Genomic DNA, 12,694 nt, shown 5'->3' on the forward strand with positions numbered 1-12,694 from the left:
GCGACCAGCACGCCGGCGCCGCCGGCGAGCAGCTCGCGGATGCCGTCGATGTCGGACGCGACCACCGGCCGGCCGCGCGCGAGCGCCTCGAGCACCGCCATCGGCATGCCCTCACCGTACAGGCTCGGCAGCACGAACACGTCGCAGGCGTCGAGCGCCGCGGCGACGTCGCGGACGAAGCCGGTGCAGTCGATCCGGCCGCCGAGGCCGTGGCCGGCGATCCGCGCGCGGATCACAGCCTCGTACGACGCGTCGGCGAATTCACCGGCGAGCCGCAGCCGCACGTCGCGGCCGCCGGCGACGAGCCGCGCGGTCGCGTCGACCAGGTGCTCGATGCCTTTGCGCGGACGAAACCAGCCGACGCTCAGCACCGTCGCCGGCGCGCCGGCCGGCCGCTCGAAGTCCGGATCCGGGCCGGCGAGGACGCCGTTCGGCACGACGGCGAGCCGGTCGGCGCGCACACGATAGTGCCGCGCGACGTAGGCAGCCAGCGCGTCCGACACCGCGACGACGGCGTCGGCGTGCCGCATCACGACGGCCTCGGCGGCGTAGTTCAGCAGGTTCATGCCGCGCCGCTCCGATTCGTGCAGCGCGGGGCTGTGCACATGGTGGACCCAGGGCAGGCCGGTCAGCCGCTGCACGCGCCGCGCGATCAGCGCGCTGCGGACCGTATGGGAATGGACCAGCGCGCAGCCGGTCTCGACCGCGAGCCGAGCGGCGGCGCGCGCCGACCCGAGGTCGAAGCGCGAGCGCATCGGCAGGTCGACCGCAGCGGCAGCGCTGACCATCCGCGCGCGCATCGCGCCCGGCTTCAGGAACGCGAGCCGCAGCCGAAAGCCGTGCGCCGCCGCGCCGCCGGCTAGGTGGTCGACAACGCGCTCGAGCCCCGAGTAGAGCTCCCCGTTGACCAGATGCAGGACGTCGACCGGGGCGTCCGTCCGGGCGGCGTCACCCGGCCGCGGGCTCATCCGCCGCCGGCTCACGGGAGCGCCGGCGGATCGCGTCGACGGCGATGCGGGCCTGTCCGCGCACGACCCACGACGCGATCGCGAGCGGTTGCCGCTTCAGCTCGGTGCGCGCCGTGCACATCATCCAGCAGCGGCGGCAGCGGCTCACCTCGTCGCGGATCCGGGCCGCCGCGTCGCCGTACCAGAGCGTGTCGAACGGCGTGCGGCGCAGGTTGCCGATCGCGCGCGACAGCGTCAGGCACGGGTGCAGGTCGCCGGTCGGCGCCAGGTAGAAGAAGCCGGACGCGGCGTCGCAGCCGGTCAGCCGCGCGCCGGTGCGCGCGAAGTGGATCGCGCCGTGATCGAAATACGCGCGCAGCCAGTCCTTCGGCGACGTCGAGCCGAGCCGCTCGCGGATCAGCGCGCCGAACTGCGCTGCGACCGCGTTCGGGTCGACGCCGGCGTTGCGGTCGGTCGCGTAGTAGACGTCCGAGTTCTGCGCGACCGTCGCGGCGAACTCAACGCCGAGCTCGCGCGACAGCCGGTAAACGTCGATCAGTTGGTCGACGTTCTCCGGCGTCGCGGTGAAGCCGATCCGCAGGTCGCTCACGCCGTCGTCGCGCAGCGCCTCGAGCGTCGCGACGACGCGGCGGTGCGCATGCGGCACGCCGCGCATCCGGTCGTGCGTCGCCGCGTCGCCGTCGAGCGAGACGGCGATGCCCAGGTCCGGCACGAAGCGGCGGATCCGGCCGACCGTCTCGAGCGTCTGCTCGGTCCGAAACCCGTTGGTCGCGAGGATGATCCGCGGCCGGCCGGCGCCCTCGTGGATCGCGTGCGCCACCTCGACAATGTCGGGCCGCAGCAGCGCCTCGCCGCCGGTCAGGTTCACGTTGCGCAGCGTCGCCGGCAGGCTGCGCCGGTAGTCCTCTGCGGTCATCAGCTCGTTGCGCTCGAGCTGCCAGATGTTGCACATCGTGCAGCGCGCGTCGCAGCGGTTGGTCACCGAGATGATCGCCTCGGTCGGGAGCGGCGGTCGCTTCATGCGGGGACGTTCACAGCCGCCCGCGCTGCTGCAGGAACGACAGCGTCGCGTCGACCACGCGCCAGTGGTCGATGCAGCCGCGGACGATGTCGGGAAACAGGTCCTGCTCGTTGCCGCCTTCGATCTTGACGCGCGGTAGCAGCACCGTCTTCGCGCCGGGCAAACAGCGGCCGTGTGCCGACGTGAAGCAGTAGCGGTAGCCGCGCTCGGCGAGTGCCGCGGCGAGCTCGGGCGAATAGTCCGCGCGGGTGCCGAACGGGAACGAGAAGAACGGCCCGTGCGTGTCGAACCGGCGCGCAATCGCGTCGCCGGCCCGGTCGATGTCGGCCAGCGCCTCGGCGAACGGCAGGCGTCCGAGCGAGCGGTGCGTGTCGCCGTGCGGCGCGATCGCGTGGCCGGCCGACGCGGCGGCGGCAAGCCGGTCCCAGCCCATGAACGCGCCGGCGGAGTCGGCCGGCGTCGCCCGCCCGGTCTCGGCGAACTGCGGGCAGACGAACAACACCGCGCTCAGACCGACGCGCCGCAGCGCCGGCAGCGCGTGCTCGTCGACCGACGCATGACCGTCGTCGATCGTGATCAGCACTGCATCGGGCGGCGCCGCCGCAGCGCCCGACATGACCGCATCGAAGCCGGACGGCGTCAGCACGGTCGCGTGGGCCGACAGCCAGGTGAGCTGCTCGGCGAACGTGTCCGGCCGGACGCAACAGGGATCGAGCGCCGAGTCGCCGAACCGGTGATACGTCAGGACCCGCACCGACCCGCCGGGCGCTTCCCGTGGCGGGCCGAGCGCGCGCCCCAGGCGCACCGCGCAGCGGCGCGCAAGCTTCTTCACGCGCAGCCGCGCCGGCGACAGGACGAACGGCGTCGGCTTCATCTCATCGCGGCCCGCTTCGGCGCAGCCGGACGACGGCCGCGCCGAAGCGGGCCGCGTCGATCGAATAGGTGCGCCACTTGTGCGGCTGCTGCGCGAGGATCCACAGCCATTCCAGCCCGATGCTGCGCCACAGGGTAGGTGCGCGCCGCAGGTCGTCGGCCCAGTAGTGGAACAGTCCGCCGACACAGACCGCGAGCCGCACGTCGAGGCGGGCATGGTTGCGCTGCAGCCAGGTCTCCTGCAGCGGCGAGCCCATGCCGATCAGCAGTAGGTCCGCACGCGCCGCCAAGATCGCGGCGGCGACCCGGTCGTCGTCGTCGCGGTCGACGTAGCCGTGGTGCCGGCCGGCGAGCACCAGCGACGGGAAACAGCGGCCAAAGCGCTCGGCGACCGTGGCCGACAGCGCCGGCGTGCCGCCGAGCAGGAAGACCCGCGTGCCGGGCTGCAGATGCTTCATCATCAACGGGACTGTATCGGTGCCGGACACGCGCGGGAACGACGGCAGCCTCATCAGATGCCGGGCGATCTGCAGCCCGACGCCGTCCGGGTAGACCTGATCCATCCACGCGAAGACGGACAACGCCAACGGGTCGCGCCGCACCGCCATGTAGTTGCGCATGTTCATGAACGCGACGGTGACCGGTCCGCGCCGCGCGTCGGGCGCGAGGACGATCCGGGCGAGGCTTCTCGCGACGTCGTCGGTCGGCAGGTCGAGCAGGTTCACAGTCCCCGAGGGCGTCACCCGCAGCGGCACGAAGCAGGTACGGCCGAGCCCGCGGACCGAGCCGGTTCGCGCGGCGACCCGGCCGGTCGGTCCGATCATGTCTGGCTCGACCGGCATCATTATTCTGGAAGTCCCCATTTCACCATTGCACTGTATCACGCACTGCGACATGAAAGTAATAATGTTGCCACGAACCGACACATCGGGAAACATTTCGACGGCCCGAGGTACCGGCTGCCGGACTTCCACTACGATCGGGACGATCCGCGACGTGAGCAGCATGACGAGAATCCGGTGAGGCCGGCGAGCTTCTGCGTGTTCGGCGCCGTCGGCGGTCACTTGGCCGCGAAGCTTGCGGCCGCCGGGACGGTTCACGCGACGCCGTCGGCGCGCGGGTGCCGGACGACCTGCGCCGCGAGATCCTGCACAAGCTGGTGTACAACGCGTTTGGCAACGTGCTGACGGCGCTCGGCTGGGCTCTGCTCGCTGATCTCGACGGCGAGGCCTGCCGGGGATGCTGCAGGACGTGCTGGCCGGACGACCGCTCGAGATCGACGCGATCATCGGCCAGCTGCATGCCTTCGCCGGCCCTGTAGGCTTAGAGCAGCACCATTTAGTTGGTATCGACGGTCATGATGCGCACGCCCTGCTCAATCCATCGCGCGGCGCGCTCGAGCCCGTCCGCGTTTAGCGACTGGACCAGCGATACCCTATTTGACGAAGAAACTGTCAGATTAACTTCAGATGTTCAATGAAGTAATTTTATCGTGCCATCCCTTCTTTCCGTCAATCAGTGTTTGCATCGGGGTGCGCCCACAACACATTTTCCCCTGATGGGTACGGTCGTTGTTGTAGGTCGCCAACCAGTCATCCAGATCGGTTTGCAGTTCCGTAATGTATAGATAAATCCTGCGGCGGAACGCCACCTGGTAGAACTCCTGCAAGATCGTCTTGTGGAAGCGCTCACAGATACCGTTGGTCTGCGGGTGATTAGTTTTGGTTCTGGAATGCTCGATGTCGTTCAATGCCAGGTAGAGCTGATAGTCATGATGCTCTGGTTTGCCGCAATACTCGGTGCCACGATCCATCAGGATACGGATAATGCCCATGCCTTGATCCTCGAAGAAGGGTAGTACCCTATCATTGAGCAAATCTGCTGCCTTGTTCGTATAAAGTTTGGCGGCAGCCCACTTGGAGTAGGTATCGACGAAGGTCTGCTGGTAAATCCTTCCCACGCCCTTGATGGTACCGACATAGAAGGCATTCTGACTGCCAAGATAGCCAGGATGTGCCGTTTCGATCTCGCCGTGAGACACATCGTCTTGGCATCCAGCAGAGCTTCGATACCTCCTTCTTCCATGGCTGTCTGATAACGATAAAAGGTATCACGGGAAAATCCCATCACCTTGCAGGCGCGGGATACGTTGCCAAGTTCGGCAGCCAGATTCAGCAAGCCAATCTTGTGTTTGATGACATTCTGCTGAACACTGCTCATGGGGTTACTCCTTTGCGCTTGCACGCTGACTTGATAAAGATTCGTACCTCTATCAAACCGGGTAGCCCCCTGTGGCAACACCCTACTATCAGATCAAGTCGGAACTATTACACATGATATTATTCCAATCAGGTAGATTGCGGTTGTTTCCGACAGGACCTGTGGCGCATTATCCTGGTTCGAGTCCAGGCGCCGCTTCTACCTGATCCTATCATATCGTGTCATGTCTTCCAACACGGTTGCATGTTGTAGCTCCCTCTCTCACCCCGGATGACTTACAATACGTCAAGCTGGTTTCCGGCGGTGATCGAAGTTGTAGCTCCCTCTCTCACCCCGGATGACTTACAATCTTAGATAATCATTGATCATCCCTGTTGTTGTTGTAGCTCCCTCTCTCACCCCGGATGACTTACAATCGGGACGTCGACTATTTCATCAACTGGATGGTTGTAGCTCCCTCTCTCACCCCGGATGACTTACAATCATCCTGTCATCCTCAATAGGCGATTAGGCGTTGTAGCTCCCTCTCTCACCCCGGATGACTTACAATTTGAAAAATTTGGCTATAGCTCAGGGAGCAGTTGTAGCTCCCTCTCTCACCCCGGATGACTTACAATAGGTCTCGGTCGCACTTCTGACGGTTCGCAGTTGTAGCTCCCTCTCTCACCCCGGATGACTTACAATTGCACAAGTTCATGAAGATCTTGCGGCCCTGTTGTAGCTCCCTCTCTCACCCCGGATGACTTACAATTGCGCGGCGTACTGTTGAAGCTATTAACGGGTTGTAGCTCCCTCTCTCACCCCGGATGACTTACAATGAGTGCCGGAAAGGGTGATGAACATTGCGAGTTGTAGCTCCCTCTCTCACCCCGGATGACTTACAATCCCTTGCTGCAATGAACGCGGCGCTTGAAGGTTGTAGCTCCCTCTCTCACCCCGGATGACTTACAATTGAGGCCGCTGAGTTGGCATGGGCTGCACTGTTGTAGCTCCCTCTCTCACCCCGGATGACTTACAATATATTTGCGCAGCCTGCCAACAGTCCAATAGTTGTAGCTCCCTCTCTCACCCCGGATGACTTACAATGCCTACACTGTCAGCTATGTTACTAAGGGTGTTGTAGCTCCCTCTCTCACCCCGGATGACTTACAATTCGCCGAACTCGTTATATTTTGCGCGGTATGTTGTAGCTCCCTCTCTCACCCCGGATGACTTACAATAGGTTATATGCCATGAAAGGCAAGGCGCTCGTTGTAGCTCCCTCTCTCACCCCGGATGACTTACAATAGGCTCTCACCAAACCCGCACCAGACAAGCTCTGGCGCGGGTTTATTTTTTGAAATCAATTATCTAAAACAGAAGAAGCTGGTCAGATTTGACCTTTTTTTCCTGAAAAAGCGGCAATCCCACTAGCAGTTTCATGCTGGCATATTGCTTCTCTGTGACGCTCAGGCAACGGATTGACCCTTCTGCTGGCAGGTTGTCCACCAGCCTTTTCATATGTTTTTCCAGGGCATCATTGCCATTCAACAGCCGCCCGTACACAGAAAACTGGATCATGTCATAGCCATCATTGAGCAGGAACCGACGAAACACTGTATAGGCACGCCGTTCCGCCTTGGTGACAACGGGGAGATCAAAAAATACCAGCAATCGCATATATCGTCTGTTCTCCCCGCTCATTGCTAGAATTCCAATTGATGCTGTTCCAGTCCAATCAAAACAGGTAACTCAAGCAACTCCGCACTTCCACCATCCAGCACACGCGCCAGACTTTCCACTGTATGCTCAATCGCAGACAACACCGACATGGTGCCGCGGGGCATGGCGATATCCACGTTCAGCAGATTCACCAGCGTGGCTTTATGAATAGGAGCAAGCTGTTCATCATGTGGGGCCTGCATATGCTTGACACACAAATCCACCAAAGGACGGTATGGCTCAATCAAGTCATCCGCCAGATTGAAGGCATTCTGTTCACTGGCATGAAAGATACCCAGGGAAGGCATCATGCCGTGGGCAACCAACCCTCTGGCAATGGTGCCGCGCAATACAGCATAGCCATAATCCAGCGCTGCATTGGTAAAACTCTCCTGTATGCGCTTGAAGCCCTTACCAAACAATTGCGGGAAATAGAATGCTGCCGCCTGCCCTTCCATATTTTCCACATCACCAGAACGCACACGCCCAACGTAGGAATCCAGCCTGTCGCATCCATGGCAAGCTGATAACCGCAAACAAGCGGCCTGGTTGGCAATTTTCCGGCGCACGATTGTTGCCCATGCCTGCTTCGCAGTAGGCTTAGGCAAATCCAATTGCAGCCGCATCCAGCGCGTGGCGCGGGAATGCGCCAGATAAGGCAGGAATACGCCATTGGGTTGATGATTGTCGCCTGTGGCAAACAGGCTGATGCCATATTCACCACAAGCGGCCAACACAGGATGAGTCACCGTGATCTCACGGTTATTGAGGACAATGACGGCAATGTCCTCGAATGGCACGAATGCCGTTTGCACCTGCTCAATCGCGAGGGAGAAATGCTCCCGTCGCAATTTGGCAGGCTGGGAGATGACGATGCTACGCCAGGTCACGGCGTTTCTCCGGCGGGGCGGGATAGAGGTTGCCGAGAATGTCTACATTAAATTTTTCTATATCTAAAGCAGTCTTTATTCCAATACTTCGAAGTAAACCATCTTTGCCCACAGTACGATTACGATCATGTACCCATAGACTGATAGTTCCTGTAGAGCGATCACATCCAGCATAATATCCAGCCATAATCTCTTTTTTCAGGATAACCCTGACAAAATCATTTGGATACAAGGAAAACAAGAACTCAAAACTATCGTCAATCAGTGTCCATTCATCCTCATCCTTAAAAGCCACAACTGCTCGATTCGGCAACCCTGTCACTTTGTGATGCACATATACAGGTACCAGGTGATATTTCCCTGCCTTGGCAAACACATCCACCCGCAGCATCGTATCGTTCTTGGCGACTCCGCCACGGATGGAAATTCCCGAGAGCTTGTCTATGACCATCGTCACAGCACGCACGATTGGGCCAGTAGGATTCCCCTGTTTATCCGGTTTACGCGGCAATGCCCGCAACCTTTCGATCTCCGAGCTCTCCTCCGCTGTCAGCGCCCGCTTTTCTTCCTTGGCTGTCTTTTCGATGTCTCTGGCCTGCCTCTCCCGAGCTTCGCGCCCTTCAACCCAAGCACGCAATGCCGAATACAGTTTTTCATTACGTTCTGGATCAACCAATTTATCAATGTCAGTGATTTTCAAATCGCTGACTGCCACTTTCTGCGTAACGCTGCCTTTGGCTTTCAAGCGTTCCGGCCGGGCATAAATGGTTTCCTTATGCACAGCCCCGCTATTTCGCCGTTGCGGTGCGCGTGAGACAAACAGTGTCCTGACACCATGCAATGCATCATCGTCATAGCCCATGCCCTGCAATTCGGCCCGCAAACTTTGTAGATCATCCTGATACAAGCGGGCCGTCAATTCCTGACGGAAATGCGGCCACGGTGTTGGAAAATGTTGCTCCAGTTGATCCAGCATCGCGGGATTCACAATTTCCCCGGTTTCCATATCCACCAAACCTTCACGCGCAGCAGCCAATTCCTTTCGTCTAGAGTAATCAGCCAATCTTTTGACCATGCCATGACTACAAGCAGCGACTACAACAGCATCCAGGGCATGATGCCGGTCTGAATCGGCCCGCACTTTGACCAATCCCCAGCGAGCGCGCAAGAACGAGGTCAATTGGCCGTTCACCACTACGCAACGTTTGGAGGTACTGCCTTCCGCGAGCTTGAGATAGCGTTCGACATAATTCTTGAAGAAACGGCAAATATAGCGAGTGTCGTTAAGGTTGCGATCGCTGAACTCACTCGCCTCTTCCTTGCCAAAATCCTTGCGCAACAGGCGGTTGCGTTTGGCCTGCCGATAAGTTTTGGTGGAGTTAACAAATGCCACAAACTCGCGCCAACGTGGGCTGTCCTCCTTGCCGCCCAGATACTCATAAGGCGTCATATTGCCTTTGTTGCGGTTTTCCGAAGTCAGCACCAAAACCCGGTTATTCTTACTGTCATCAAAGCTGCGGGAATATGGCAGGGCATGGTCCACCTCCACATACCCCATTTCAAACAAGCGATTCATGTCCAGCGGTTGCAGAGAATAAGCGCACTTGCCATGTTGCTCACGATACAACTGCCACTTCTCGAACTCTCGTCCTTTGAGTTCGCCAGAACTGTTGTATTCAGCATTAAAAGCTAATCTGTCCTTTTCATTACGATCCCGATATTCCTTTTGCTGCCGTTCAATATCACGCCGTTCGTCCAATGGCCGAGATAAGTCTCTCGCCACTTCAATATGCACTTCATCAGGCGAGCCATATTGCTTAATCATGGCATTGACCACTTTGCGCGCCTGATTCAGTGCGCGGAGCACGACAGGGTTACGCGGAATATCTAGGTCTTCATTGAATTTAAGCCTGCCGTCCTTTTCGCGAGCGACATAAAACGGCGGCAAATACCGATGTTCTCCAGCACCGGCTTCATGCATCTGGCTATGGTGATAACCTGCTTCAACACACGCCTCATCGTAGCGCTGCCCTTTCTCCATATAGGGCAGGATTCGATACAGTGCTTTGAGGGATAAATTGCTGAACTTATCAAACCGCACCGTGAGCAAGACCTGAATTAGATCGGCCTTGTTTGGCAAGTCCAGCCTGTTCAGTTCGCGCTCAACCTCCTCATCCTCCTTGTAAACGCTCAATATGCGCGCAATCTCGTCATACAATTGCGGCTTGCCATCCAGCGCAGCCACGGTCACTTGCCGCCAATCATCTTCCAGCCCTGCTTCTTTCATGCTTTTGCGCAAGGTCTGCCAGGCGGGCATCCTGACCAGCTTTTCTTCTTCCGGGTCTTTGGTTTTCTGCTGCTCTTGATTAGCATTGGGATACACCAAGCCAGCAAAGCGGAAACTTGCCGTCAACCCGGCTTTTTCCAATGCCTTGCGCAATTGCTTGTAACTGAAATCGCTACTCTGCTCATACGGCAAATTCAGCACCAGATGCCGCTCAGCCTCATTCAATGCACGCCTTTCGCCATCCACAATTAGCCGCAGGTTGTTCAATCGTGTCAGCCAGACATGCCGCTCAACGGTGAAACTCGCTTTCGGTGCACGGTATTCTCCCTTTTCAAACGTGCACTTACCGAGCATTTCCAATAATTTCTCACCAGACAAGGCGGGATGCTGAGCCCAGAGCAAGCCGGTTTTCCTGTCCCGCAATGCCTGTTCAAAGGTTTCCGATGTATGCGGATTTCCCAAGCTGCGCTGCCTGTCGAACAAGATGCGCAATTCATCATCCAACAACAGCCGGGATAATGCCTTGCTATAGTCGCCGCGCTTATTGCGCTGGGCATCCGAGAATTCGCTGATCACCATTTCAGCAGCAGTTCGATACTGCTTTTCCTGCATCAACCGTTTGGTGCCCGCCAAGCCTTTCTTGACCGCGCCGCCTTCCTTGTCACTCTCGGCCGCTTTTTCTTCCGCCTTGCTCAGCCAATGGAAACCACGATGTTTGCAGATATGGTAGATAACGCGCGCCCACTCTTCCGGCTCCAGCTTCCTGTCCAATGCCGCTACGCGAAGCCTCCAAAGATCAGGCGTTTTGAATCCGGCAGTTGGCGCCTGCTTGAGCACGCTCACGTCATGAATCAATGCTTCACGTTTCAATAATCGCGCGAGTTTAGTCAATCGCCATGCCCTTCGCCGCAAGCGGCGACGCAATAATCTGGCCATCCGCCGGGCAAGATTTAATGACTCCCCTTTATCCGCGGTTTCCGCCTTATCAAAGCAGCGCACCCCGAGATCAATAATGCGGTTTTCTCCCAGAACAGCCCAGCCAACCGACGCAATCCCGATATCCAATCCGAATGCCAAAGGCCCAAGATTCTTCTTGTTTTGCATGCCGAAGTCCCCTATCATTTGTCCCGTTGTAGTCATCCGGGGTGAGAGCCGTTGCTACAATAAGAACTTAATTGTTCGTATCCAGCCCGGCCTTCTGGCCGGGCTTTATTATTTCTACCTCAGCAATATATATCACCCATTGTCAATTTACTATTCCGCAACGCAGGCCCCTGGGTATTGATCGTAAAATCACATGCATATCATGCTGTTCCGCGATACGTTATAATCCGGCAAAGAAGCTTTACCAGATACTCAGGCACAACTCCTATAATGATCAAAAAACTGCTGCAACGCGTTTTTAAATCCCCCAAAAAACCTGCCTCCTCCAGTACGGTCCGTCCTCAGGGCAACACCGAGCGCATTCCTGCCAAGGTGCACCGCATAGACCGCAAGCTCATCAGCAATGCAGCGATCAAGACTACTGACGGCTTGCAAAAGGCGGGCTTCGAGGCCTTCATCGTGGGTGGCGCGGTGCGCGATCTCCTGCTCAAGCAGCGGCCCAAAGATTTCGATGTCGCAACCAATGCCACGCCTGAACAGGTCAACCGCATTTTCCGCCGCTCGCGCATCATTGGACGCCGCTTCCGCCTGGTGCACGTGATGTTCGGGGATGAGACCATCGAGGTTTCCACCTTCCGCGGCAGCCATCTCGCGGAACAAGGGGACGCCAAGGTGACGGACAGCGGCCGCATCCTGCGCGACAATGTGTTCGGCAGCCAGGAAGAGGACGCGGCGCGGCGCGACTTTACCGCCAACGCGCTTTATTACGACCCGTCGACCGAAGAGGTGCTGGATTTCCATCACGGCGTAGCCGATATCCAGGCCGGCGTGTTGCGCATGATCGGCGACCCGGTCACGCGCTACCGCGAGGACCCGGTACGCATGCTGCGCGCTGTGCGCCTTTCGGCAAAACTCGGCCTGAAGCTGGATGCGGCAACCGAACGGCCGATCTCTGAACTGGCAGAATTGCTGCATGACGTGCCGCCTTCGCGGCTGTTCGATGAAATGCTCAAGCTGTTCCTATCCGGCCATGCGATTGAGAGCGCCAACGCCTTGCGCCAGCACGGGCTGCACCATGGCTTACTGCCGTTGCTGGACGTGGTGCTCGAACAGCCGATGGGCGAGCGTTTCGTCAGGCTGGCATTGAAGAACACCGATGAGCGCGTATTGGCGGACAAGCCGGTTTCGCCCGGCTTCCTATTCGCCACCCTGTTGTGGCACGAAGTGCTGCTGGCCTGGAAGAAGTTCGAGCAGCAAGGCAACAAGGCAATCCCGGCATTGCATATGGCGATGGACGAAGTCTGCGACATCCAGGCCGAGAAAATGGCCATCCACAAGCGCTACAGCGTGACGATGCGCGAGATCTGGGGCTTGCAGCCCCGCTTCGAGCAGCGTGCGGGCAAGCGTCCCTACAGCCTGCTGGAAAGCCCGCGCTACCGTGCCGGCTACGACTTCCTGCTGTTGCGCTGCGAATCAGGCGAACTGCCCGCCGACATCGGCCAATGGTGGACTGAGTTTGCCAACGCCGACGGCGAGAAGCGCCAGGCCATGCTGCTTCCCGACACCGCCCCGCGCAAACGCAGGCGCCGCCGCACCAAGAAGCCAGCCTCGGCCGCAACAGAGGAGTAAT

General features: G+C 59.0%; 9 protein-coding genes, 1 pseudogene and 1 CRISPR repeat array. Of the genes and pseudogenes, 2 read left to right on the top strand and 8 right to left on the bottom strand.

What is annotated here, in order from left to right:
• From ACW4YW_RS13315 to ACW4YW_RS13330, 4 genes are all read right to left on the bottom strand, one after another.
• Nucleotides 1-968 (bottom strand): glycosyltransferase family 4 protein (locus ACW4YW_RS13315; RefSeq protein WP_457138003.1); only part of this gene is annotated, 968 nt, incomplete at its 3' end.
• Nucleotides 949-1,989 carry a radical SAM protein gene (locus ACW4YW_RS13320; RefSeq protein ID WP_457138004.1) on the bottom strand — a complete coding sequence of 347 codons (1,041 nt, stop codon included), beginning with the start codon at nucleotides 1,987-1,989 and terminating at the stop codon, nucleotides 949-951. The genes ACW4YW_RS13320 and ACW4YW_RS13315, both read right to left, overlap by 20 nt.
• Nucleotides 1,990-1,999: 10 nt before the next feature.
• A complete protein-coding gene (locus tag ACW4YW_RS13325) occupies nucleotides 2,000-2,863 on the bottom strand; it encodes a polysaccharide deacetylase family protein (protein WP_457138005.1) in 864 nt (287 codons plus the stop codon).
• Between the two features lies 1 nt (nucleotide 2,864).
• Entirely contained in the window at nucleotides 2,865-3,962 is a 1,098-nt protein-coding gene (locus ACW4YW_RS13330) for a WecB/TagA/CpsF family glycosyltransferase (protein ID WP_457138006.1), read from the bottom strand.
• A 139-nt stretch (nucleotides 3,963-4,101) separates the two neighbouring features.
• Here ACW4YW_RS13330 and ACW4YW_RS13335 point away from each other — a divergent pair, with 139 nt between their 5' ends.
• Nucleotides 4,102-4,278: a ketopantoate reductase C-terminal domain-containing protein gene (locus ACW4YW_RS13335; RefSeq protein WP_457138007.1), complete on the top strand. Its 177-nt coding sequence runs from the start codon at nucleotides 4,102-4,104 to the stop codon at nucleotides 4,276-4,278.
• A 49-nt stretch (nucleotides 4,279-4,327) separates the two neighbouring features.
• On the opposite strand, the pseudogene ACW4YW_RS13340 reads toward ACW4YW_RS13335, so the two are convergent.
• The 4 genes and pseudogenes from ACW4YW_RS13340 to cas9 form a co-directional block, all read right to left on the bottom strand.
• Nucleotides 4,328-5,082, bottom strand: a pseudogene (locus tag ACW4YW_RS13340) (helix-turn-helix domain-containing protein).
• A 245-nt stretch (nucleotides 5,083-5,327) separates the two neighbouring features.
• Nucleotides 5,328-6,369: a CRISPR direct-repeat array (repeat unit 37 nt; unit sequence GTTGTAGCTCCCTCTCTCACCCCGGATGACTTACAAT).
• Between the two features lie 63 nt (nucleotides 6,370-6,432).
• A complete protein-coding gene (cas2, locus tag ACW4YW_RS13345; RefSeq protein ID WP_457138008.1) occupies nucleotides 6,433-6,765 on the bottom strand; it encodes a CRISPR-associated endonuclease Cas2 in 333 nt (110 codons plus the stop codon).
• A gap of 2 nt (nucleotides 6,766-6,767) precedes the next feature.
• A complete protein-coding gene (cas1, locus tag ACW4YW_RS13350) occupies nucleotides 6,768-7,673 on the bottom strand; it encodes a type II CRISPR-associated endonuclease Cas1 (protein ID WP_457138009.1) in 906 nt (301 codons plus the stop codon).
• Nucleotides 7,660-11,064: a type II CRISPR RNA-guided endonuclease Cas9 gene (cas9, locus tag ACW4YW_RS13355; RefSeq protein ID WP_457138010.1), complete on the bottom strand. Its 3,405-nt coding sequence runs from the start codon at nucleotides 11,062-11,064 to the stop codon at nucleotides 7,660-7,662. Before cas9 ends, cas1 begins: the two co-directional genes overlap by 14 nt.
• A 270-nt stretch (nucleotides 11,065-11,334) precedes the next feature.
• On the opposite strand from cas9, the gene pcnB reads away from it, so the two are divergent.
• The gene (gene pcnB / locus ACW4YW_RS13360; protein ID WP_457138011.1) at nucleotides 11,335-12,693 is read left to right on the top strand and encodes a polynucleotide adenylyltransferase PcnB; all 1,359 of its coding nucleotides are present in this window, start codon (nucleotides 11,335-11,337) and stop codon (nucleotides 12,691-12,693) included.
• Nucleotide 12,694: the final 1 nt, after the last annotated feature.

This window comes from Methylobacillus pratensis (assembly GCF_054072455.1).